23 protein-coding genes are annotated in these 21557 nt (G+C 73.7%); 10 read left to right on the top strand and 13 right to left on the bottom strand.

Annotated features, from left to right (window positions below):
- The first annotated feature begins 77 nt into the window (after positions 1-77).
- The 7 genes from ACTWM8_RS03030 (at position 78) to ACTWM8_RS03000 (ending at position 4042) form a co-directional block, all read left to right on the top strand.
- The gene (locus tag ACTWM8_RS03030; RefSeq protein WP_446212462.1) at positions 78-425 is read left to right on the top strand and encodes a hypothetical protein; all 348 of its coding nucleotides are present in this window, start codon (positions 78-80) and stop codon (positions 423-425) included.
- A gap of 134 nt (positions 426-559) precedes the next feature.
- Positions 560-1357, top strand: a complete 798-nt coding sequence (locus ACTWM8_RS03025; protein ID WP_446212461.1) for a hypothetical protein — start codon at positions 560-562, stop codon at positions 1355-1357.
- A gap of 87 nt (positions 1358-1444) precedes the next feature.
- Positions 1445-1786 (top strand): hypothetical protein, encoded by a 342-nt coding sequence (locus ACTWM8_RS03020; RefSeq protein ID WP_446212460.1) that lies wholly within the window; start codon positions 1445-1447, stop codon positions 1784-1786.
- Positions 1787-1827: 41 nt separating this feature from the next.
- Positions 1828-2247 (top strand): pyridoxamine 5'-phosphate oxidase family protein, encoded by a 420-nt coding sequence (locus ACTWM8_RS03015; protein WP_446212459.1) that lies wholly within the window; start codon positions 1828-1830, stop codon positions 2245-2247.
- A gap of 362 nt (positions 2248-2609) precedes the next feature.
- Positions 2610-3257 carry a C39 family peptidase gene (locus ACTWM8_RS03010; protein ID WP_446212458.1) on the top strand — a complete coding sequence of 216 codons (648 nt, stop codon included), beginning with the start codon at positions 2610-2612 and terminating at the stop codon, positions 3255-3257.
- Between the two features lie 188 nt (positions 3258-3445).
- Positions 3446-3718, top strand: a complete 273-nt coding sequence (locus tag ACTWM8_RS03005; RefSeq protein ID WP_446212457.1) for a hemerythrin domain-containing protein — start codon at positions 3446-3448, stop codon at positions 3716-3718.
- A 42-nt stretch (positions 3719-3760) separates the two neighbouring features.
- Positions 3761-4042: a hypothetical protein gene (locus tag ACTWM8_RS03000; protein WP_446212456.1), complete on the top strand. Its 282-nt coding sequence runs from the start codon at positions 3761-3763 to the stop codon at positions 4040-4042.
- Between the two features lie 53 nt (positions 4043-4095).
- Here ACTWM8_RS03000 and ACTWM8_RS02995 read toward each other — a convergent pair whose 3' ends face one another.
- Positions 4096-4557 carry an Lrp/AsnC family transcriptional regulator gene (locus ACTWM8_RS02995; RefSeq protein WP_446212455.1) on the bottom strand — a complete coding sequence of 154 codons (462 nt, stop codon included), beginning with the start codon at positions 4555-4557 and terminating at the stop codon, positions 4096-4098.
- Positions 4558-4657: 100 nt separating this feature from the next.
- Here ACTWM8_RS02995 and ACTWM8_RS02990 point away from each other — a divergent pair, with 100 nt between their 5' ends.
- On the top strand, positions 4658-5560 hold the full coding sequence (locus ACTWM8_RS02990; RefSeq protein ID WP_446212454.1) for an SMP-30/gluconolactonase/LRE family protein: 903 nt from the start codon (positions 4658-4660) through the stop codon (positions 5558-5560).
- Between the two features lie 52 nt (positions 5561-5612).
- On the opposite strand, the gene ACTWM8_RS02985 is transcribed toward ACTWM8_RS02990, so the two are convergent.
- The 3 genes from ACTWM8_RS02985 to ACTWM8_RS02975 form a co-directional block, all read right to left on the bottom strand.
- Positions 5613-5861, bottom strand: coding sequence for a ferredoxin (locus tag ACTWM8_RS02985; protein WP_446212453.1), 249 nt, complete (start codon positions 5859-5861; stop codon positions 5613-5615).
- A 43-nt stretch (positions 5862-5904) separates the two neighbouring features.
- Complete coding sequence (locus ACTWM8_RS02980) at positions 5905-7113, bottom strand: cytochrome P450 (RefSeq protein ID WP_446212452.1); 1209 nt, start codon at positions 7111-7113, stop codon at positions 5905-5907.
- A gap of 190 nt (positions 7114-7303) precedes the next feature.
- Positions 7304-7474: an antitoxin gene (locus tag ACTWM8_RS02975; RefSeq protein WP_446214448.1), complete on the bottom strand. Its 171-nt coding sequence runs from the start codon at positions 7472-7474 to the stop codon at positions 7304-7306.
- Between the two features lie 279 nt (positions 7475-7753).
- Between ACTWM8_RS02975 and ACTWM8_RS02970 the strand changes: the two genes are divergently transcribed.
- Positions 7754-8890 (top strand): AI-2E family transporter, encoded by a 1137-nt coding sequence (locus ACTWM8_RS02970; RefSeq protein WP_446212451.1) that lies wholly within the window; start codon positions 7754-7756, stop codon positions 8888-8890.
- 209 nt (positions 8891-9099) lie between these two features.
- On the opposite strand, the gene ACTWM8_RS02965 is transcribed toward ACTWM8_RS02970, so the two are convergent.
- On the bottom strand, positions 9100-9759 hold the full coding sequence (locus ACTWM8_RS02965) for a dienelactone hydrolase family protein (RefSeq protein WP_446212450.1): 660 nt from the start codon (positions 9757-9759) through the stop codon (positions 9100-9102).
- A 191-nt stretch (positions 9760-9950) separates the two neighbouring features.
- Between ACTWM8_RS02965 and ACTWM8_RS02960 the strand changes: the two genes are divergently transcribed.
- A complete protein-coding gene (locus ACTWM8_RS02960; RefSeq protein ID WP_154940044.1) occupies positions 9951-10130 on the top strand; it encodes a hypothetical protein in 180 nt (59 codons plus the stop codon).
- A 96-nt stretch (positions 10131-10226) separates the two neighbouring features.
- Here ACTWM8_RS02960 and ACTWM8_RS02955 read toward each other — a convergent pair whose 3' ends face one another.
- The 8 genes from ACTWM8_RS02955 to ACTWM8_RS02920 all read right to left on the bottom strand — a co-directional run bounded on the left by ACTWM8_RS02955 (position 10227) and on the right by ACTWM8_RS02920 (position 21556).
- On the bottom strand, positions 10227-12599 hold the full coding sequence (locus ACTWM8_RS02955) for a glycoside hydrolase family 65 protein (RefSeq protein ID WP_446212449.1): 2373 nt from the start codon (positions 12597-12599) through the stop codon (positions 10227-10229).
- Positions 12596-13345 (bottom strand): beta-phosphoglucomutase family hydrolase, encoded by a 750-nt coding sequence (locus tag ACTWM8_RS02950; RefSeq protein WP_446212448.1) that lies wholly within the window; start codon positions 13343-13345, stop codon positions 12596-12598. The genes ACTWM8_RS02955 and ACTWM8_RS02950 overlap by 4 nt, the downstream gene beginning before the upstream one ends.
- A 59-nt stretch (positions 13346-13404) precedes the next feature.
- Positions 13405-13872 carry a DUF4442 domain-containing protein gene (locus ACTWM8_RS02945; RefSeq protein ID WP_446212447.1) on the bottom strand — a complete coding sequence of 156 codons (468 nt, stop codon included), beginning with the start codon at positions 13870-13872 and terminating at the stop codon, positions 13405-13407.
- A 226-nt stretch (positions 13873-14098) separates the two neighbouring features.
- A complete protein-coding gene (locus tag ACTWM8_RS02940; protein ID WP_446212446.1) occupies positions 14099-15124 on the bottom strand; it encodes a hypothetical protein in 1026 nt (341 codons plus the stop codon).
- Positions 15125-15221: 97 nt separating this feature from the next.
- Complete coding sequence (locus ACTWM8_RS02935) at positions 15222-16580, bottom strand: ABC transporter ATP-binding protein (protein ID WP_446212445.1); 1359 nt, start codon at positions 16578-16580, stop codon at positions 15222-15224.
- An 87-nt stretch (positions 16581-16667) separates the two neighbouring features.
- Complete coding sequence (locus ACTWM8_RS02930) at positions 16668-18845, bottom strand: bifunctional glycosyltransferase/CDP-glycerol:glycerophosphate glycerophosphotransferase (protein WP_446212444.1); 2178 nt, start codon at positions 18843-18845, stop codon at positions 16668-16670.
- 18 nt (positions 18846-18863) lie between these two features.
- On the bottom strand, positions 18864-20816 hold the full coding sequence (locus ACTWM8_RS02925; protein ID WP_446212443.1) for a DUF5941 domain-containing protein: 1953 nt from the start codon (positions 20814-20816) through the stop codon (positions 18864-18866).
- Positions 20813-21556: an ABC transporter ATP-binding protein gene (locus tag ACTWM8_RS02920; RefSeq protein ID WP_446212442.1), complete on the bottom strand. Its 744-nt coding sequence runs from the start codon at positions 21554-21556 to the stop codon at positions 20813-20815. Before ACTWM8_RS02920 ends, ACTWM8_RS02925 begins: the two co-directional genes overlap by 4 nt.
- Position 21557 lies beyond the last annotated feature (1 nt).

The raw sequence follows: 21557 nt of genomic DNA, 5'->3' as shown, positions 1-21557 counted from the left end.
GGACGAGTGGTCCGGGTCACGCCCGTGGACGCCCTCGGTCCGCTGCACCGGCCCTTGGGTGGCGCTAGGTTGGGGAAGTGCTGCCCGTAGCGTCCACCCGCCCCTTTCGGCGGGCGACGCTGCGCGACCTGACCCGGCTGGCGCTGACCGCCCTGGTGCTCGCGGTCGGTCTCGGCGGCGTCTTCGCCCCGACGACCGGCCCGGCCGCCGCAACGCCGACCCGGCCCGCCGTGTCGGCCGCCCGGGTGGGCGAGGCGGTGCCGGCCACCGCCCAGCCGACCGACGAGCAGCCCGCCGACTTCCCCGCCGGGCCGATCCCGGCCCGGCGTGACGCCGCCTCGACCGACCGGCCGCTCGCGGTGCCGGCGGCGACGACGGACCCGGTTCGGGACGCCACCGGCCGGCGCGGCCCGCCCCGGCGCTGAGCCACGCGGCGCCCGCCCGGCGCCGGACCACCGCCGCGCGACCCGTCGCGCCACGCGGTCCGCCCCGGATACGCCCGCCGCTCCGCTCGCCCGGCCCGCCCGTTCACATCGATCCCCGCCGTGAGGTGCTGGTGATGCAGACCGTCTTCTCCTCCGTCCTGCCCGACGTCCCCGCCGCCGCCGTGATCTGGCTGGTTCTGCTCGCCGTCACGGCCGTCGCCTTCGGCGCGCTGGTCGCCCGTCCGGGTTGGCTGCGCTCCGCCGTCGCCGGCCGGATCCGGCAGGCCGCGATGCCCAGCACCATGGAGCGGGCCGAGGAGAAGCGGGAACGCACCCGGTACGCCGGCGAGGTGTCGGTCGCCGCCGAGCGCGCGTCGGCCACCGCCGGGCGGCGGCGCGCCGAGTGGCTGGCCGCCCAGGACGAGGTCGAGGCGGCCTGGGCGGCGTACGAGGCGGCGGAGGCGGACGTCCGCCGGCTGTCCGCCGCCGCCGCGATGCCACTGCCCGGCACGGTCCGCACCCCGGCCGAGTACGCCGACCGGGAGCGGTACCTGCACCGGGCCGCGCTGGACGCGTACTGGCGCAAGGAGCTCTCGGTGGAGCAGCTCAGCGACGTCTTCGCGCACCGCAACGGCTGGGACCCGCGGCGGCACCCGGTGGAGCAGGAGCTGGTGCTGCGCCGCGCCATCCGGGACAACCTGGCCGCCCGGCACCGGGCCGCGTCGGAGCGGGAGCGGGCGGCGTGGCGGGCGGCCGAGCTGACCGTGGCGGCGGCGCGCAGCCTGCGCGAGGAGGCGTTCGCCGCGCTGGACCGCAGGCCGGAGGAGGTCGAGTCGGTGGTGCCGATGCCGGAGACCCGGCGGCCGGTGGCCGAGCCGGCGCGGGAGTCGGCGGGCGTGGCCCGGGGGCGGGCCGCCGTCGCCGCCTACTGACCGCGAGCGGGCTCGGCGGCCGTCAGTCGCCGGGTCTCACCGCCGCGCTCGTCGGCGGTGGATGCGGTGTTCGGCTAGCGTGACGGCATGTCCCGCGAGACGTTGGTCCTCGTCGTCATCGGCAGCATCCTGGCGCTGGCGACGTTGGTCGGCGCGGTGCTGCTGGCGATCCGGGTGGTCCGCACCCGCCGGCTGCTCGGCACGCTCGGCGTCGGGGGCAAGGTGGCCTTCTACGGCGCGCTGATCTACACGATCCTTCCGGTGGACGTGCTGCCCGACCCGATCTACCTGGACGACATGGGGATCCTCGCCGGGGCGCTGATCTACCTGACCCGGCTCGCCCACCAGCGCCGGGCGCAGGCCCGCCGGTTGCCCGGCCAGCCGGACACTCCCCCTGGTCAGGACCGGGTACACCGTCGCGTGCCATGATCGTGCGGGCCGGCCGAGCACCGGGCCGGAAGGGGACGGACATGGCCGGCGACCATCGGTTGGACCCGCACGACGAGCGGGTCGTCGCGTTCTGCCGGGAGCGGCACCTCGCCACGCTGACCACCCTGCGCGCCGACGGCACCCCGCACGTGGTGCCGGTGGGGGTGACGTTCGACCCGGACTCCGGGCTGGCCCGGGTGATCACCTCCGGCGGCTCCGCCAAGGCCCGGCACGTCGCCGCCGTCGGCCCCGAGGGCACGCCCGTCGCGGTGTGCCACCTCGACGGGCGGTGGTGGCTGACCATCGAGGGCCGGGCGACCCTCCGCACCGACCCGGCGTCGGTGGCCGAGGCCGAGCGCCGTTACGCCGAGCGCTACCGCCAGCCCCGCCCCAACCCCGAGCGGGTCGTCATCGAGATCGCCGTGACCCGCCTCCTCGGCAGCCTCCCCCCACCCACCTGACCCCCACCTCCCGCCCTTCACGGCCCCGCACTTTCACGGAATGCGTGCCTATTCGGCGCCGAATTGCCACTCATTCCGTGAAAGTGCGCGGATCTTGGGCGGTGTGAGGTCTCGGCCGGGGTGTCGGGTTCGGGGTGGGCGGGGGTGAGGGGGGCCACGGGGGCGGCGGAATCAGGGCGGTGGGGCGGGTCGTTGGATTCTCCGTACGACCGCGCCGGAATGGGTCCGGGCCGTCGGTCGTTGCGTTGCTGGTCAGCGCGGGCCGAGTGGGCCCGCGTCCGCTGATGATCCGAGCGCCTTTCCCGGTGCTTGCGTCCGGGTCTGCACGACCGGGCGGCAACCCCCCGAATGGAGCTTCGACCATGAAGACGATTTTCCGTAACGGCATGCTTTCCATCGCCGGTCTGGTCATGACCGGTGGCGCCATCGTCGGCCCCGCCGTGGCCGCGCAGGCCGCGCCGGCCGGGAAGGCGTCCGCGTCCGTCGTGTCCGAGAAGGGCAAGGGGAAGGGCGAGCGCCGCGCCGGCTACGAGTACCAGGCGCAGCCGAACTTCTTCTACTGTGGCCCGGCGTCGACCCGGATGGCGCTGTCGGCCGGCGGCAAGGCGGTCAGCCAGGACGAGCTGGCCGAGAAGCTCGGCACCACCGAGAACGGCACGGACTCGGCCATCGACGTCACCCGGGTGCTCAACGAGTACACCGGCGGCAGGTACAAGACCACCGAGATCAGCGACGAGGTCGCGTCCAAGGAGCAGATCGAGCGGCTCCGGGCCGACGTCAAGGCCGCGGTGGACGCCGGTGACCCGGTGGTCGCCAACATCCTCGGCGGTGCGGTCGACGTCGACGGCGTCGAGCACTACTACCCCGGTCACTACCTGACCGTGGTGGAGTACAAGGACGACGGCAACACCGTCAAGATCGCCGACCCGGCCGCGCCGGACGTCCAGGAGTACTGGATGGACGTGGCCGAGCTGGCCAACTGGATCGCGGGCCGCGGTTACAGCTCCTGATCCCGACCTGATCGACCGAGGGCCGGTCTCCCCGACAGGGGAGGCCGGCCCTCGTCGCTGTTCAGCGGCCCGTCCGGCCGGCGGCGGCGACCCGGCCGCGTCGGATCGCGCCGGAGGGGATTCGGTCGGCGGCCGACGGGTACCAGCCCCCCATCCGACCGTCCGCACCGGTTAAGGGGCACGAGAACATGAGCCATCACGAGAACAGCCACCAGGACGTCGTGGACGTGCTGACGGCCGACCACCGCGAGGTCGAGGCGATCTTCGTCGAGCTGGAGAGCCGCCGGGGCACGCCGGAGCACCGCCGCCAGCTGGCCGACGTGGTGATCGCCGAGCTGGTCCGGCACTCCGTCGCCGAGGAGGCGTACGTCTACCCGGCCGCCCGCAAGGCGCTGCCGGACGGCGGCCAGGTCGCCGAGCACGAGATCTCCGAGCACGCCGACGCCGAGCGGACCATGTAGGAACTGGAGTCGGTCGACCCCTCCGACCCCCGCTTCGACGCGTTGCTCGCCCACCTGACCGGCACGATCCGGCACCACGTCGAGGACGAGGAGACCGACCTCTTCCCCCGCCTGCGGGCCGCGATGGCGCGCGAGGAGCTGGTCGAGCTGGCCGGCAAGGTGCAGGCGGCGAAGAAGACCGCGCCGACGCGCCCCCATCCGGCCGCCCCGGACCACCCGCCGGCGAACAAGCTGCTCGCCCCCGGCACCGGTCTGGTGGACCGGATGCGCGACGCGCTCAGCGGCCGGCCGACCTCGATGGCGGAGCTGCGCGAGCAGAGGTGACCCCGATCGTCCTCGCGACAGCCACGCCCATCGGGGCGGGGCCGTCGCGTCGTTCAGGGGGCGGCCGTCGGCGGGCGGGGATCGAGTGGACGTTCGAAGAACGTCTCCAGCACGACGATGGTCCGGGTGCCGGTGACCCCCTCGACTGCGAACAGCCGGCGGAGGCTGGCCTGGAGCTGTTCCGGGGTGCCCACGCGGATCTTCACGAGCACCGAGGCGGGGCCGGCCACCACGTGCGCCTCCTCCACCTCGGGCAGGGCGGCCAGGGCCTCGTGGGTGGACCGGTCCCCCATCCAGGCGTTCGCCTCGACCATCACGAAGGCCAGCACCCCCCGACCCACCGCCGCCGGCTCGACGTCCACCGTCGTACGCCGGATGACCCCCTGCTCCCGCAGCTTGCGGACCCGCTCGTGCGCCGCCCCGGTGGAGAGCCCGACCGTCGCGGCGAGCGCGGCGTACGACTGGGTGGCGTCCCGTTGCAGGGCCGCCAGCAACTCGCGGTCGATGTCGTCCACCGAGCCTCCTCGAATGCAATCCGGTCGAATTATGAGCTGACCGACTGTGGTTCGGCCATGTTAGCGTCACGCCGAACACGATCACAGGGGGTGGCAGACGGTGGACAGGTTCAGGACCCGGTTCGAGGTGTGCGACGAGCGGTTCCGACGGGTCAACGGCGACGAGTGGGTGGAGTGCCTGTGGACCGGTGGGCGGTGGCTGGAGGGGCCGGCCTGGTTCCCCGCCGGGCGGTACCTGCTCTTCAGCGACATCCCGAACGACCGGGTGCTGCGCTGGGACGAGACCACCGGCGCGGTGGGCGTGTTCCGGCACAGCGCCGGGTACGCCAACGGGCACACCGTCGACCGGCGCGGCCGGCTGCTCAGCTGCGAGCAGGGCAACCGCCGGGTCACCCGCACCGAGCCGGACGGCTCCGACACCGTGCTGGCCGACCGGTGGCGCGGCAAGCGGTTGAACAGCCCGAACGACGTGGTCGAGCACTCCGACGGATCGATCTGGTTCACCGACCCGAGCTACGGCATCGACAGCGACTACGAGGGCAACCGGGGCGAGTCGGAGATCGGCGGCAACCACGTCTACCGCATCGACCCGACCAGCGGCGAGGTGCACCTGGTCGCCGACGACTTCGGGCAACCCAACGGCCTGGCCTTCAGCGCCGACGAGTCCACCCTGTACGTGGTCGACACCCGCCGCAAGCACCTGCGCCGCTTCGCCGTCCGCGACGACGGCACGCTCGCCGGGGGCGAGGTCTTCGCCACCTGCGACGCCGGTTCCTTCGACGGCGTACGCCTGGACGACGCCGGCCGGGTCTGGGTGGCCGCGCACGACGGCCTGCACTGTTTCGACCCGGACGGCACCCTCCTCGGCAAGCTGCACATGCCGGAGGTGGTCGCCAACTTCACCTTCGCCGGCCCGAAGCGCAACCACCTCTACCTCTGCGCCTCCAGTTCGCTCTACACGCTGCGGGTCAACATCAGCGGCGTCCGCTACCCGGGCTGGTGACCGGTCGGGGGTCCGGGTGGCCGGTGCCGCCGGCCACCCGGGCGCCCCGGGCTCACGGCTCGGGCGCGATCCGGCTCCCCTCGGCGTCGGACACGATGATGGCCTCCATCGGGCACGACTCGGCGGCGTCCAGCACCTGGTCCGCCGCGGCGACCCGCTCGGCCAGCGGGCGGGAGAGCCCGTCCACCAGCACGAAGTGGGCGGGCGCGGCTCCCGCGCAGATCCCCGACCCGATGCACCGGGTGGGGTCGACGAAGACCCGCCAGCGGGCGGCGTCGCCCGCCGCGCTCCCGGCGCTCACCGGAGCCACCGGCCGGCCGCCACCGCCGGGCCCCGCTCCGGGCTCACCAGGACACCGGCATCGCGGTCAGCCCCCGGACCAGCAGGCCGCTCTTCCACGTCAGCTCCGACTCCGGCACCGCGAGCCGCAGGCCGGGGGTACGCCGCAGCAGGGTCTCCAGCACCACCTGGAGTTCCATCCGGGCCAGTTGCGCGCCGACGCAGTGGTGCACGCCGTGGCCGAACCCGACGTGCGGATTGACCTCCCGGCCCAGGTCCAGCCGGTCGGGGTCGGCGAAGACCCGCTCGTCCCGGTTGGCCGAGTGGATCGACACGACCACCGGCTCGCCGGCCCGGACCAGCTCGCCGCCGAGTTCGACGTCCTCGAGGGCGTACCGCGGGAAGGCGGCGGTCGCGCCGAGCGGGATGAACCGCATCAGCTCCTCGACCGCCGTCGGCACCAGGGCCGGGTCGGCCCGTAGCCGCTCCCAGCCGTCCGGCTCGGTCAGCAGGACGTACACCATGTTGGGGATCTGGGTCACGGTGGTCTCGTGGCCGGCGGCGAGCAGGCCGGCGGCCAGCCGGACGACCTCCTCCTCGCTGAGCCGGTCGGCGTGCTCGTCCCGGGCTCGGACCATCGCGCCGATCAGGTCGTCGGTCGGCGCGGTCCGCCGCTGGGCGATCAGCCCGGCCATGTACCCCAGCAGTTGCTCGACGTAGCTCTCGGCCACCTCGGGCGGCAGCGAGGTGGTCGACACGATCGCCTCCGACCAGGTGTGGAAGCGGCCCTGGTCGGTGACCGGCACCCCGAGCAGGTCGCAGATCACCCGGATCGGCAGCGGGGTGGCCAGGTGGGCGACGAGGTCGGCCGGCGGCCCGGCCGCGACCATGGCCTCGACCAGCTCCTCGGCGACCGCGCGGGTACGCGGGCGCAGCTCCTCCACCCGCCGGGCGGTGAACGCCTTCGCCACCAGCCGGCGCAGCCGGGTGTGTTCCGGCGGGTCCATCTGGAGGATGCCCGTGTCGGTCTGTCGTGGACTGTTGCGGGGCTCGTCGCGGCCCACCGAGGCGGCCCGGCTGAACCGGGGGTCACCGAGCACGGTCCGGACGTCGGCGTGCCGGGTGGCCAGCCAGGCGGGCTCGCCGAACGGCATCCGGATCCGGGTCAACGGCTGCTCCTGACGCAGCCGTGCGTAGCGGGGGTCGATGTCGAGCCGGTGGGGGTCGCTGAACGGGTAGGGCTGCGGGATGGTCGGCTGGGCAGTCTCGGTCACCGGGGGTGGCTCCCTCTGGTCCGCGGCCCGCCGCGCCGGGCGGGGCCGGTCCGCTCCGCACGACTCCACGGTGAGTCATGCCACGACTGCGGATCGTAGCGAGCCCGGTCGATGCTGACCAGACCGTGCCCCTCCCCGGACGCGCCGCTGCCGGACCACCCGAGGGCGGTCCGGCAGCGGAAACGCGAGGTCAGCGGTCCTGGTCGCCCTCACCCGTGCGCGCCTGCGCCATGTCGACGGCCTTGTCGGTCTGCTGGTCGTACTTGCCGCCGGTGCGCTGGTCGGCGGCTTCGCCGGCCTTGTCCAGGCCCTGGTCGACCTGCTTGTCGTGCTTGTCGGCCATGTCCTTGGCCTTGTCCATGAAGTCACTCACCACGGTCCTCCTCGCTCGGTACCTGCTGCGTTCCCTCCGGTCCCGGCCGCAAACACCCCGGCTCCTGTCGTACGCCCCCGTCACCTCGGCCGCAGTGGCCGGCGCGGGCCAGGGCTTCTCGCCGGCGATGCCCGGCGGCGGTTGTCGAGTCTCAGGGCCGGGACTGTCCAGAGCGGAACCACCTGCCCGGGACGGCGTTGATCCACCGACGGGTGTCGGAGCGCGGCCGTACGGGTATCGATCCCGCCGAGACCGAGGAGGATCGACGTGGACGAGGACGGTGCCGGGCGTACGCCCGAGGTGACGGCGGCGGGCGCCAGGCCGGGGCCACGGCAGGCCTGGGCGTCGCTGCCCTGGCTGGTCCGCACGGCGGTGGTGTGGAGCGCCTGCCTGGTGGTCGTGGTGTTCGCGCTCTACCTGCTCGGTCGGGTGGCGGTGCTGCTGGCGCCGCTGGCGATCGCCGTGGCGGTAACGCTCTTCCTCACCGCGCTGCTCGATCCGGTGCTGCTGCGCCTGCGCCGGCTGCGGGTACCGCCCGCGCTGGCGGCGCTGCTGTCGCTCCTGATGCTGCTGGGCATCCTGGTCGGGGTCGGCGTGCTGGTGTGGAACCTGACCGCCGCCCAGTTCAGCGAGCTGAGCGAGGAACTCGGCGAGGGCGTCCAGCGCAGCCGGGACTTCGTCACCTCCACCCTGCCGGTCAGCGACACGCAGCTGGACCGGCTCCTCCAGCAGCTGCGCTCCGGCATGGGCGGGGGCTTCGACCCGGTCGGCAAGGCCCGGACGGCAGCCGAGGTGGCCGGTTCCGCCCTGCTCGCCCTGGTGCTGCTCTTCTTCCTGCTCAAGGACGGCCGGACGATGTGGCAGTGGGTGCTGCGCCGGACGACCGGCCCGAACCGCGAGCTGACCGCCGAGGCCGGCCGGGCCGGCTGGCACACCCTCGGCGCGTACAGCCGGGGGACGATGATCATCGCGGGGATCGACGCGATCGGCATCGGACTGTCCCTGGTGCTGCTGCGGGTGCCGCTCGCCCTGCCGCTGGCGCTGATCACCTTCCTCGGCGGCTTCGTGCCGATCATCGGCGCCACGGTCGCCGGTACGGTCGCCGTGCTGGTGGCGCTGGCCGCCAAGGGTCCGACGACGGCGCTGCTGGTGCTGCTCGCGGTGATCGCCGTCCAGCAGATCGAGGGCAACCTGCTGGAGCCGCTGATCATGAAGCGGCAGGTGCAGCTGCACCCGGCGGTGATCCTGGTGGTGGTCACCGCCGGCACGCTGATCGCCGGGGTCGCGGGCGCCTTCGTCTCGGTGCCGATCGCCGCCGTCGCCTACCGGGTCGTCGACACCGTCCAGCGCCACCGCGAACGGATCGCCACCACCCGCCCCACTCCGCCCCCAACCCACGCCTGACCCTCACACCCACCCCGCCCCACCCCACCCCGCCCCGGCCCGCGCTCGGCCACGCACTTTCACGGAAAGCGTGGCTATCGCGCTCCGAATAGCCACGCTTTCCGTGAAAGTGCGCGGAAAGTGGGCGCTCGTGGAGCGGGCCGCGCTCTCCGGAGCGGGCCGCGCTCTCCGGAGCGGGCCGCGCTCGGGAGCCGGGTGGGTGGGGAGGGTCAGGCGGGGACGCGGAGGTGGGCGGCGAACCAGTCGGCCGCGTCGGCCGCCACCTGCTCCAGCGCGCCGGGCTCCTCGAAGAGGTGGGTGGCGCCGGGCACGATCCGCAGCTCGTGCGGCGCGGTGAGCGCCGCGGCGGCCTGCTCGTTGAGCGTGATCACCTGCTCGTCCAGGCCGCCGACCAGCATCAGCGTCGGCGCGCGTACCCCGGCGAGCGCGGGGCCCGCCAGGTCCGGCCGTCCGCCCCGGGAGACCACCGCCGCCACCCGGTCCGGCCGCCCCGCCGCGGCGACCAGCGCCGCCGCCGCACCGGTGCTCGCCCCGAACAGGCCCACCGGCAGCCGGCGCAGCGTGGGCTCGGTGCCCAGCCAGTCGACGATGCCGGCCAGCCGGTCGGCGAGCAGGCCGATGTCGAAGCGCAGCTCGGCGGTGACGGCGTCGACGGCGTCCTCCTCCGGGGTCAGCAGGTCGACCAGCACGGTGGCGGCGCCCCGACTCCGCAGCACCCCGGCCACCGCCGTGTTACGCGGACTGTGCCGTGAGCTGCCGCTGCCGTGGGCGAAGAGCACCACGCCGTTCGCGCCCTCCGGGACGACCACGTCGGCCGGGAGCCCGACGTCGCCCACCGGGATGGTCACCTCGTTGCTTCCTGTCCGCATCTGCACCCCTCCGTACCGTCGATCCGTACCGGCCCGGCGGTCATACCCGCGCCGCCGGTACCCAAGCGGGGGCGCCCCGACGGGCTGCGGCGGTCGCGCCGGCGTTTGTCGCCGACGACCTCGGGAAGCCGCAGGGTGACCGCACGACGGCGCCGGCGTGCCCGGCGCCCCGACGGATCGCGAGGATCGCCATGGCTAAGCAGAAGTCCAGGCAGCAGACCCGGACGGCCGAGCAGGAAGAACGCGAACAGGACGCCGAGCGCGGCCGGGACTGGGCGGACGAGGCGGCCCGGGCCCGCACGGCGGACGACCCGGCCGCGATGGCTCCGCGCGACGCGGGGGGCCGGCCCTCCAACGGCCGCCAGTTCTGACCCTTCCCGACCACGAGGTGCGGTGGAAGCCGCCGACCTCGTGGGCGGTCGGCCTGACCAGCCCTGACCAGCCGACCTCGTCGCCGGTCGGGCTGGTCAGGCGTTGTCCTCCGGCAGGTGCAGCAGCGGGGCCCGACCCGGGGGTTGCTCGGGCGCCGGGCCGGGCGGGTCCGGCGTGGGCACCGGGACGGTGACCGGCAGGGCACTGGTCACGGTGATCTTCTCGCCGTGGTGGCGCAGCTCCACCACCGTGTCCGTCCCGCCGTTGCGCAGCGAGTACGTGGTCTGGTGCGGCCGGACGTCCACCCGCAGCCGTAGCGAGCGCCACTGCAACGAGAACTCCAGCCGGCTGAGCCGACTGGACAGGCGCGGCGAGAACGACAGCGTCCCGTCGTGGTCGCGCAGGCCGCCGAAGCCCGAGACCAGCGCGATCCACGCGCCGGCCAGCGAGGCCATGTGCACCCCGTCGCGGGTGTTCTCGTTGAGGTCGTGCAGGTCCATCAGCGCGGCCTCGCGCAGGTAGCGGTGGGCCAGCTCCGGGTGCCCGACCTCGGCCGCCATCACCGCCTGCGTGCAGGCCGACAGCGAGGAGTCCCGGACGGTACGCCGCTCGTAGTAGAGGAAGTTGCGCAGCTTCTCGTCGGCGGTGAAGGCGTCACCCCGCCAGTGCATGGCCAGCACCAGGTCGGCCTGCTTGACCACCTGCTTGCGGTACAGGTCGAAGTACGGGTAGTGCAGCAGCAGCGGGTACTTCTCCGGCGGGGTGTGCTCGAAGTCCCACTCCTGCAACCGGGTGAAGCCCTCCACCTGCTGGTGGACCTTCAGCGCCTTGTCGTACGGGATGTACATGGCGTTCGCGGCGTCCCGCCACTCCGCCGCCTCCTCCTCGGTCACTCCGAGGTCGATCGCCTCGTCGCGGAAGCGCATCGCGCAGTCGGCGGCGGTGAGCAGGTTCCGCTGCGCCATCAGGTTGGTGTAGATGTTGTCGTCCTTGACGGCGGTGTACTCGTCCGGCCCGGTCACCCCGTCGACGTGGAACCGACCGCTGCGGTCGTGGTGGCCGAGCGAGCGCCAGAGCCGGGCCGTCTCCACCAGCAGCTCCAGGCCGATCTCCTGCTCCAGCTGGTCGTCGTCGGTGACCAGCAGGTAGCGGCGCAGCGCGTCGGCCACGTCGGCGGCGATGTGGAAGGCGGCGGTGCCGGCCGGCCAGTACGCCGACGACTCGGGGCCCTCGATGGTCCGCCAGGGGAAGGCGGCGCCCTGGAGGTTCAACGTCCGGGCCCGTTCCTGGGCCTGCCCCAGCGTCGAGTGCCGCCAGTACAGGGCGTCCCGGACGGCGGACGGCTGGGTGTAGGTGAGCACCGGCAGCACGAACATCTCGGTGTCCCAGAAGGCGTGCCCGTCGTACCCGGGGCCGGTCAGGCCCTTGGCCGAGATGGGTCGCCGCTCGGCCCGGACGGCGGCCTGCAGGACGTGGAACAGCCCGAAGCGGACCGCCTGCTGCACCTCCGGGTCGCCCTCGACCCGGACGTCGGCGGCGTCCCAGAACTCGTCGAGGTACTCCCGCTGCTCCCGGCGCAGGCCCTCCCAGCCGTCCAGCCGGGCCGCGGCCAGCGCAGCGCCGACCTGGTCGCGCAGCGCCGGCAGCGACCGCTTGCTCGACCAGCCGTACGTGAGGTACTTGACCACCCGCAGCGTCTCGCCGGGCTTGAGCACGCAGCCGACGGTGGTCCGCACCCAGTCCTCGTAGCCCTCCGACTCGACGGTGGCCTTCGCCGGGGCGTACACGTCGTGGCCCATCTCGGCGGCCACCCGCAGGCCGCTGACCTTGGTGCGGTGGATGAGCAGCCCGCCGTCGTCGGTGGTCAGCTCCTCCTCGGCCAGCAACGGCGACTCCAGCACGGCGGCCACCCGCGGGTCGCGGCTCTGCGCCGGCAGCGTCTCGTTGGCGACCAGCTCGGACTGGAGGATGAGCCGCAGCGGCCCGTCCACCGCCTCCACCTCGTAGTTGATCGCGGCGACCGCCCGTTGGGTGAAGGAGACCAGGCGGGTGCTGCGGACCTTGACCTGGCGCCCGGCCGGGGAGCGCCAGTGCATCTCCCGGTGCAGGGTGCCGGCGCGCAGGTCGAGGATCCGCTCGTGGCTCAGCAGCTCGCCGTACCGGACGTCGAGCGGCTCGTCGTCGACCAGCAGCCGGATCAGCTTGCCGTTGGTGACGTTGACGATGGTCTGGCCCGACTCGGGGAAGCCGAAGCCGGCCTCCGCGTACGGCAGCGGGCGCAGCTCGTAGAAGGAGTTGAGGTAGGTGCCGGGCAGGCCGTGCGGCTCCCCCTCGTCGAGGTTGCCGCGCAGCCCCACGTGCCCGTTGGAGAGCGCGAAGACCGACTCGGACTGGGCCAGCACGTCCATGTCGAGCCGGGTCTCCCGGATGTGCCAGGGCTCGACCGGATAAGCGCGTTCGCGGATCATGCCGCCGTCCCCTTCAGCAGGTCGGAGAGGTCGGTGACCACGATGTCGGCGCCCTGGGCGCGCAACTCGTCGGCCTGGCCGACCCGGTCGACGCCGACCACGTAGCCGAAGCCGCCGGCCCGCCCGGCGGCCACCCCGGCGAGGGCGTCCTCGAAGACCGCGGCGTTGGCCGGGTCGACCCCGAGCAGCTTCGCGCCGGCCAGGAAGGTGTCCGGGTGCGGCTTGCCGCGCAGCCCCTCGGCCCGCGCCACCAGACCGTCGACCCGCGCCTCGAGCAGCGGTTCCAGGCCGGCGGCGGCGACCACGTCGCGGCAGTTCGCGCTGGCCGAGACCACCGCGCGGCGCAGCCCGGCCGCGACGGCCGCCCGCAGGTACGTCACCGAGCCCGGGTAGACCTCGACACCGTCGTGGTGGATCCGCTCCAGCAGGACGACGTTCTTGCGGTTGCCGACCCCGTTGACCGTGTCCGCCTCGGGTGGGTCGTCGGGGCTGCCCTCCGGCAGCACCACGCCCCGGGAGGCGAGGAAGGACCGGACCCCGTCGGCGCGGGGCCTGCCGTCCACGTACCGGTTGTAGTCCGGCCCGGGGTCGAACGGCTTGAACGGCTCACCGGTGGCCGCCGCACGCCGCGCCAGGAACGCATCGAAGGTCTGCTTCCAGGCGGCGTTGTGCACCTTGGCGGTCTGCGTCAGCACACCGTCCAGATCGAAGAGACAGGCGGACACATGAGCAGGTAGGCCCAGCACGGTACGAATCTATCCAGCGCACCGCCCGAACAAACCCGTTTCGTCAGGTGTCGGTGCCGTCAGCGGTTGGGGCGCAGCGTCCAGATGACGGTCATCGTGGCGGTGACGGTGCCGTCCTCGGTGCCGATCTCGACCTCCACGGGGAACTCGGGCCGCTGCCCGGCGTCCAGCTCGGCGACCACCTCGGCCGGCGTACGACCGAGCCGGGCGGTGGCCAGCACCGGCCCCATGGCCAGCTTCCGGTACGCGATGTCGGCCCGGACGGCGAGCGGCACCGCACGGTCGAGCAGGTGGCCGAAGGCGGCCATCACCACCGTGCCGGACGCGGTCTCGCCGAGGGTGAACATGGCTCCGGCGTGCGGGCCGCCGACGTGGTTGTGGGTGGCCGGCGTGTCGGGCAGCCGGACCACGGCCCGAACCCCGCCCTGGGCCTCCGGGGCGACCTCGACGAACTCGAAGCCGAGGGTACGGGCGAACGGCACGGCCTGGAGCATTCCGGCCGCCACCTGGCGCGAGTCGATGGACATGCCCCGACGTTACTAGTCGGTAACTTCTCCGGCAAGACGCGGCGGACCGGGAATTTCAGCGGTGCGGGGCAGCGCTCGCGCGTCGGACGGTCACGTGGTCAGCGGTGGACCGGGGCAGGACGCCCCGGAGAGCGTCATGCCCGACCGGCATGAGGTCGCCGGTCGGGCATGACGGTGGTGCGGACGTCACCCGGTCGCGCCGGGGCGGCCCCGCCCCGGCGACCTGTCAGAACAGGTTGCCGAGGGTGCGCAGGATCTCCGCGTAGAAGTTGCCCTCGATGCTGCGGAACAGCGCGAAGTCCTCGCCCGGGCTGCCGACGAACGGGCGCAGGGTCCAGGCGAGCTGGGTGCCCACGAAGCCGAAGAGCAGGATCCAGACGTACAGCAGGGTCATGCTGGCCGGCCGCTGCTCCGACTCGCCGCGCCGTACCGGCGGGGTGACCCACGGCCGGCCCGCCCCGGCGTACCCCGGCGGCACCATCCCGGGCGGGAAGGCCGCAACCGGGTGGCCGGCCAGCACGACCGGCTGCCCCGGGACGCCGGCGGCCGGCTGCGCGGGGACGACGGACACCGGCTGCGCCTCGGCGGCCGGCGTGGTGGTGCCGTTCGCGCCTGTAGCGCCGTTCGCGCCCGCCGCCACGGCCACCGGCTCCGCGACCGGCTCACCGGCCGCCGGCTGGGCGGGTACGGCGGCCTGCGCGGCCGGGGCGGCGACGGCGGCCTGAGTGGCAGCGGCTGCGGTCGACGGGGCGAGCAGACCGTGCGCGTTGAGCACCTGCATCCCGCCGGTGAGGAAGCGCAGCCCGACCAGCGCCGACAGCGTCAGGATCGCCACGTTCAGCAGCTTGAAGAAGCCGTAGTCCGGTGCCGTGATCAGGAAGAAGAGGCTGATCGGGGCGAACGCCACCGCCAGCATCGAGGTGACCGTGATCGCCACCATCACCAGGGCCACCGACTGGCGTACCGACAGCCGGGCCCCGAACACCAGGTTGAACAGGTACAGCGTGGGCAGGCAGATGGCCAGGGTGATGAGGAAGAGCAGCGGCAGCTTGACCGCCGAGGTCAGCGCCATCAGCACGCCGTGGAACGCGCCGAGCACCGCCCCGTAGCAGGCCAGTGCGACGGCGGAGCTGGCCAGCATCCGCCCGGTCAGCGCGTTCAGGTCGTCGTCGGCGACGATCTGCTGCCAGATGCCCTGCCGGTCACGCAGGATCCGCTCGATCACGAGCGGGCTCGGACGGTCACCCGACACGACGGGCCCCTCTCTACAGGCGATGCTCAGTGGACTTGGGTGCGCTGACCGTAGGGCATGGGCACGGTCGCCCGCAGCCCCGCCCGAGCCTGACGGCTCAGCGCCAGCCGACGTCGATCCGGTCGCCGCGCTCGTCGAAGAAGTGCAGGGCGTCCATCCGTACGGCGACCGACATCGGGTGACCCGCCGAGATCGCCGGGTACGGGGCGAGGCGTACCGCGAGCTCGGCGGGACGGCGGTGGTGGCGCCCCAGGTCGGGGAGCACGCTGGTCCGGTTGCCGCCCCCGGTCGGGGCGGAGATCGGCTCCAGCTCGCCGGCCCGGCCGGTGAGCCGCTGCATGACCTGCCCGAACCGGCGCAGCCCGCGCTGCCCGGCCGGCGCGTCGTCGGCCGTGGCGCCCATCTCGTCCACCACGATCGCGGTGGCGCCGATGTCGAGGAAGGCCAGCGACTCGTGCCCGTGGTGCTCCAGGTAGCGGACCCGGCCCTGAAGCACGTCGCCGGGGGTGTCCGGGGCGACCGGCGTCAGCGCCTCGGCCCGCATACCGACCACGATCCGCTCGCCGTGGAAGTGCGCCACCGCCCGGCTGCGGATGTCGTCCCACGGCAGGTAGAGCGCCTGCTCGCCGAGGGTGAGGGTCACGTACCGGTCGAGGTGGACGTAGACCGACGCCTCCAGCAGGTTCATCCGGGGGCTGCCCAGGAACGCCGCGACGTAGAGGGTGGCCGGCCGGCCGTACACCTGGGTCGGCGTGCCGACGTCCTGGAGGACGCCCTTGCGCATGATGGCGACCCGGTCGGCCATGGTCAGCGCCTCGGCCTGGTCGTGCGTGACGTAGATGGTGGTGACGCCCAGCTCCCGGGTCAGCCCGGAGATCTCCGCGCGCAGCTCGGCACGCAGGCCGCTGTCCAGGTTGGAGAGTGGCTCGTCCATCAGGAAGAGCCCCGGACGGCGCACTATCGCCCGCCCCATCGCCACCCGCTGCCGCTGGCCGCCGGAGAGCTGGCTCGGCTTGCGGCCGAGGACGTCCCCGATACCGAGCGCGCCCGCGACGTCCTGCACCCGCTCCCCGCGCGGGGTCGGCTCCACACCGGCCAGTCGCAGCGGGAAGGCGATGTTGTCCCCGACGGTCATGTGCGGGTAGAGCGCGAAGTCCTGGAAGACCATGGCGATCCTGCGCTCCCGTGGCTGCAGGTCGTTGGCGACCTCGCCGTCGAGCATCACGGCGCCGGAACTCGGGTCCTCCAGGCCGGCGACCATCCGCAGCACGGTGGACTTGCCGCAGCCCGACGGACCGAGCAGCACCATGAACTCGCCGTCGTTGACGTCCAGATTGACGCTGTCGACCGCGAGCGTCCCGTCCGGGAACACCTTGGTGACATCCTTGAGCGCGACGGTGGTCACCGTCTCCTCCCCCAGCTCGGCCGAACCCCGCTTGACTGTGACGAGCATCATCGGATCAGCACATCGGGTAAACGTGCGATGTTGCGGTCATGACGGTTCGATTACCGGCAGTGCCCCCGGTCGGCGGGGACCACAGCGTCAGGCGGGATCGTCGAGGAAGACCCGACGGACCACCCGCTCCGCGGCGTGCCCGTCGTCCCAGGTGCAGAACCGGCCCCGGAACCGCTGCCGGGCCCGCTGCGCCTCCACCCCGGTCACCGCGCCGGAGCGGAAGAGTTCCAGCAGCTCGGGGAAGGTGAGCGCGACGGCGCCGGGCGGTTCGGCGGTCACGTCGAAGTAGACACCCCGGGCCAGCGCGTAGGCGTCGCGGTCCGGCGCGTACACGACGATCGGGCGGTCCAGGACGGCGTAGTCGAACATCGCCGACGAGTAGTCGGTGACCAGCACGTCCGCCGCGAGATAGAGGTCCTCCACGCAGCGGTGGTCGCTGACGTCGACCGCCCGGCCCCCGGTACGCCGGCGGGCCCGGCCGGCGCGGTCGTGGAAGTAGTGGCTGCGGATCAGCAGCCGCCCCGACGGCCCGAGCACGTCGAGCAGCCGCTCCGGGTCGAAGGGCGGGCGGTAGCGGGGCAGGTGTTCGCGGTGCGTCGGCGCGTACAGCACCACCCGCTCGTCCGGCCCGATACCGAGCCGGCCCCGGATCTCCCGGACCTCCCCGGCGGTGGCGGCGACCAGCCGGTCGTTGCGCGGGTAGCCGACCTCCAACGTGGTGTACGAGGCCGGGTAGGCCCGGTCCCACATCTGGGTGGAGAAGCTGTTCGAGGTGATGCTGTAGTCCCAGCGGTCCACCCGGCGCAGCAGCCCGGCGAAGTCCATCCCGCCCGCGCCGAGCGGGAAGCGCTGCTGGTCCAGGCCCATCACCTTCACCGGCGTGCCGTGGTGGGTCTGCACGTGCACCGAGCCGGGTCGCTTGCGGACGAAGTCGGGGAAGTTGACGTTGTTCACCAGCCACCTGGCCCGGGCCAGTGCCCGGTAGTAGCCGGGGGTGCCGGCGACCACGTACTCGGTGCCGGGCGGCAGCGTGTCCACCCGGTCCCGCCGGACGATCCACACCCCCCGGACCTGCGGGGCCAGCCGGCGGGCGGCGGCGTGGATCGCGGCCGGGTTGCAGGCGTACCCGCGGTACCAGTACGCGGCATAGACGGCCAGCGTCGGGTCGATCGGCCGGCGCAGCTCGGCCCGGTAGTACTCGCGCAGCACCGCGTCCCGGGTCCGCCGCACGGTACGCCGGGCCACCGGCAGCGCCCGCCGGGCGGTGCCGCGGGCCGTCGCCCGGGCCTGGTTCGCCGCGCGCAACGCGCTGAACGTCCGCCACCGCCCCGCCGCGACCAACCGGTGCTTGAGCCCCGCCAGCCCGTCCGGCGCGGGGTAGCCCTCGGGCGGCCGGAAGCGCCGGTGGTCGGCGGCCATCTGGGCGAAGAACGCCGGGCGCAGCGCGGGGGCGATCCGTTCGCCGTTGCCGAGCACGGTCAGGTGGTGCCAGACCATCCGCTCGAAGACCGCCGGCCGCAGCCCGGTCACCGCCGGACCCCAGCGGTCCATCAGCGCGAACACCCGGTGCCACTGCACGAAGACCTCGAAGTGCCGGTCCCCCCGGGTCCGGGTGATCGCCCCGGCCCGCCGCTGCCGGTAGTTGACGCAGACCCGGTCGAGCACGGCGATCCGCTCGGCGGCCAGCAGCACCGGATAGGTGAAGGAGACGTCCTCGTACCAGCCGGGGGCGAAGCGCAGCCCCAGGTCGACCAGGAACTCCCGGCGGACCACCCGGTTCCAGGCGGTGTGCAGCAGGTGCATGGTCTCCGGCCGGTCCCGCAGCCGGAAGGTGGCCTCGGCAGGCGGCTCCGGGAACACCTCGGCCATGGCGCTGCGGGTGGCGGTGTCGTTCCAGTGCGCGCGGACGTGGTCCACCACGAGGACGTCCGGGCGGCCGGCCCGCAGCCGGTCGGCGACCTCGGGCAGGCAGTCCGGGGCGAGCCAGTCGTCGCCGTCGACGAACCAGACGTACTCCCCGACGGCTCGGTCCAGCCCGGCGTTGCGGGCCGGACCGAGCCCGACGTTGCGGGGCAGCCGGAGCGCCCGGACCCGGGGGTCGCGGGCGGCGTACTCGTCGAGGATGTCGCCGACGGCGTCCGGCGAGGCGTCGTCGACGCCGATCACCTCGAGGTCGTCGAAGGGCTGCCCGAGGATCGAGTCCAGGCACTCGCGCAGGTAGCCCTGCACCCGGTAGGCCGGTACGACGAAGCTGATCAGGGTCATCCCGGCCGCCCCCCTTGGTCAGCCCGGCGAACCGCCTCCCACCGGGACGGCCGTCACCCGCGCGGCGCGGGCCGGCAGGACGACCCAGGCCAGGACGACACTCGCCACGAATCCCACGAGAAGGTACGTACCGAGTGTAGCCAGACCGATACTCACATTTCCGGCGATCGCCGCCAGCGCCAGCAGCACCGACCGCCCCTCCCAGCCCAGCGTCCAGCGGTGCAGCGGCGGGGCCGCCTGCCGCTTCTCCAGCCGGGCGGTCAGGTCGTAGTGGTGCAGGGTGAGCACGAGGACGTAGCCGAAGATCAGCCAGGGCGACGCGCCGCCGACCACCCCGACGGCGATGGCGAACAGGTACTCCCCGGCCCGCAGCGCGGCCGGGACCAGCCAGTCCAGCGGCCCGTTGTGCGCCGCACCGGCCCCCAGCCCGCCGACCAGCAGCACCAGCAGCGCCACCGGCACCCACCAGCGCAGCCCACCGTCGTCGGTCAGCAGCGCCGCGACCAGCAGCGCCGCCGGACCCAGCGCCGCCAGCACCGCCAGCGTCAACGGGCCCATCGGACGGACCACCGGCAGCCGCGCCGCCAGCGGACCGTCGTCGCGGTGCAGCGTGGCGTCGACCGTGTCCAGCACCGGCACCCACATCCAGCGGGCCCGCAAGGTGCGCAGCGCCCCGGTGTACGCGAACGCCAGCGTCCCCCAGATCAGCACCGCGACCAGACTGACCAGCGGGTTGAACAGCGCCACGGTCAGCGCGATCAGCGCCCACCGCTCGCCGATCGGGAAGACCACCGTCCGCTTCAGCCAGTACGACACCGAGCCGGTGTCGGCCTGCACCCGGGTCGAGGCGGCGTTCAGCCGGTCACCGATCCCACCGCCACCCCCGCCCACCGACGTCTTCGGCCGGCGGGCCGCCTCGTCGTGCAGCACGCCGTACCAGGTGTCGGTCATGTGCCGCACGGTCTGCAGCGTCATCGCGGCGATGGCGAGGGCCCAGCCGTACCGGAAGCCGGCGTGCGTCGCCCCGTAGCCGAGGCCGGCGTAGACCACGTACTCCTTCGCCCGGTCGGCCATCGTGTCCAGCCAGCCGCCCCAGGCGCTGAAGTGCCGGGTGTAGCGGGCCAGCTGACCGTCCACGCAGTCGAGCACGAAGCCGAGGTAGAGCAGCACCGCCCCGCTGACCAGCGCGGGCCGGCCGCCGACCGCGAACAACACCGCCGCGGCGACCGCGAGGAGCACCGACAGCATGGTCACGGCGGTCGGGCCGAGCCCGATCCGGGCCGCCGCCTTCGTCACGTACGGCGACCAGGTGCTGACGAAGTAGGTGGTGAAGAAGTCGTCCCGCTCCTTGACCGAGAGCCGCAGCTCGGCCTTGTCCTCGTCCACCCCCGCCAGCGCCGCCTCGGCGGCGTGCAGCCCGGCGGGGTCGCCGACCCGGTGCGCCACGAGCAGGCGTACCCGGTGGGCGAAGGTCAGCGTGCCGAGCGCGGTGAGCGCGGCGAAGAGCCCGTCCACGGCGGGCCCGGCCGCGGGCCGGGCGGCGGCGGCCCGGGCGGCGGCCGCCAGGGCCGGCAGGTCCTCCACGCCGACCCGCAGCGCGCCGCCGAAGACGCCGGTGGCGTCCGGCAGCTCCGGCCCGGCCTCGACCACCTGGCCGCGCTCCTCGCGCACGGCCGTGCGGCCGTCCGCCGGCGGGTCGGTGAGCACCAGGGCCACCGTCGGGCCGACCGGGCTGGTCGCCAGGTGCTTCAGTACGGCGGTATGCGCGACCAGGTCGGCCCCGCTGACGATCACCGGGCCGGTGGCGGTGCCGACCAGGGCGGCCAGCTCGTCCAGGTCGGCGGCGGCGCGCACCTCGTCCGCCCCGGCCCGGCGCCACTGGGCGGCCAGCCGGTCGGCGAGCGTCTCCCCGGCGCCGGTGGGCAGACCCGCGGCCGGCGCACCGGCGGCGAGCACGATCGCGAGCGTCACCGCGGGACCGCGGCGTGGTACGCGTCGAGCGCCTCGGCGACCGTGCCGTCCACGGTCAGCCGCCCGCCGTCGAGGTAGAGCCCCCGACGGCAGAACCGGGTCAGGTCCTTCTCGTTGTGTGACACCAGCACCAAGGTGCGCCCCTCCGCGAGCAGTCGGTCGATCGTCGAATAGCACTTCTTGCGGAACTCCGCGTCACCCACCGCGGTCACCTCGTCCATCAGCAGGATCGGGTGCGGCAGGTGGGAGATGATGGCGAACCCGAGCCGGACCTTCATCCCGGACGAGTAGTGCCGGACCGAGGTGTCGATGGCCCGCTCCACCTGCTCGCCGGCGAACGAGACGATGTCGTCGAAGTGCCGCTTCAGGTACGCCGACGACAGTCCGTGCAGGCCGCCGACGAGGTAGAGGTTCTCCCGCCCGGTGAGGTCGTTGGAGAAGCCGGCGGAGAGTTCCAGCAGCGGCGCGACGTCGCCGCGCACCCGGATCCGCCCCTCGTCGGGGATGAGCACCCCGGCGATCAGCCGCAGCAGGGTGCTCTTGCCGGTGCCGTTGCGCCCGATCACGCCGATCGTCTCGCCGGCCTCGACGGTGAAGGAGACGTCCCGCAGCGGCCAGAACTGTCCGGACGCGGCACCCCGCCCGCCCCGGTGGATGAACAGCTCGCGCAGCCGCAGCTGCCGCCGGCGGTTGCGGACGAAGCGGATACCGAGGCCCTCGGCCTCGATGATCGGCGCCACC

The sequence above is a fragment of the Micromonospora sp. IBSANI012 genome (genome assembly GCF_052814045.1).
Note: the sequence above shows the minus strand (reverse complement) of the source record. Positions and strands in the feature narration are given on the sequence as shown.

What these genes read in the sequence shown, in the direction of transcription:
- ACTWM8_RS03025 (WP_446212461.1), top strand. Translation starts at nt 560, where the DNA reads ATGCAGACCGTCTTCTCCTCCGTCCTGCCCGACGTCCCCGCCGCCGCC.
- ACTWM8_RS03020 (WP_446212460.1), top strand. Translation starts at nt 1,445, where the DNA reads ATGTCCCGCGAGACGTTGGTCCTCGTCGTCATCGGCAGCATCCTGGCG.
- ACTWM8_RS03015 (WP_446212459.1), top strand. Translation starts at nt 1,828, where the DNA reads ATGGCCGGCGACCATCGGTTGGACCCGCACGACGAGCGGGTCGTCGCG.
- ACTWM8_RS03010 (WP_446212458.1), top strand. Translation starts at nt 2,610, where the DNA reads ATGAAGACGATTTTCCGTAACGGCATGCTTTCCATCGCCGGTCTGGTC.
- ACTWM8_RS03005 (WP_446212457.1), top strand. Translation starts at nt 3,446, where the DNA reads ATGAGCCATCACGAGAACAGCCACCAGGACGTCGTGGACGTGCTGACG.
- ACTWM8_RS02975 (WP_446214448.1), bottom strand. Translation starts at nt 7,474, where the DNA reads ATGGACAAGGCCAAGGACATGGCCGACAAGCACGACAAGCAGGTCGAC.
- ACTWM8_RS02965 (WP_446212450.1), bottom strand. Translation starts at nt 9,759, where the DNA reads ATGCGGACAGGAAGCAACGAGGTGACCATCCCGGTGGGCGACGTCGGG.
- ACTWM8_RS02960 (WP_154940044.1), top strand. Translation starts at nt 9,951, where the DNA reads ATGGCTAAGCAGAAGTCCAGGCAGCAGACCCGGACGGCCGAGCAGGAA.
- ACTWM8_RS02955 (WP_446212449.1), bottom strand. Translation starts at nt 12,599, where the DNA reads ATGATCCGCGAACGCGCTTATCCGGTCGAGCCCTGGCACATCCGGGAG.
- ACTWM8_RS02945 (WP_446212447.1), bottom strand. Translation starts at nt 13,872, where the DNA reads ATGTCCATCGACTCGCGCCAGGTGGCGGCCGGAATGCTCCAGGCCGTG.
- ACTWM8_RS02935 (WP_446212445.1), bottom strand. Translation starts at nt 16,580, where the DNA reads ATGATGCTCGTCACAGTCAAGCGGGGTTCGGCCGAGCTGGGGGAGGAG.
- ACTWM8_RS02930 (WP_446212444.1), bottom strand. Translation starts at nt 18,845, where the DNA reads ATGACCCTGATCAGCTTCGTCGTACCGGCCTACCGGGTGCAGGGCTAC.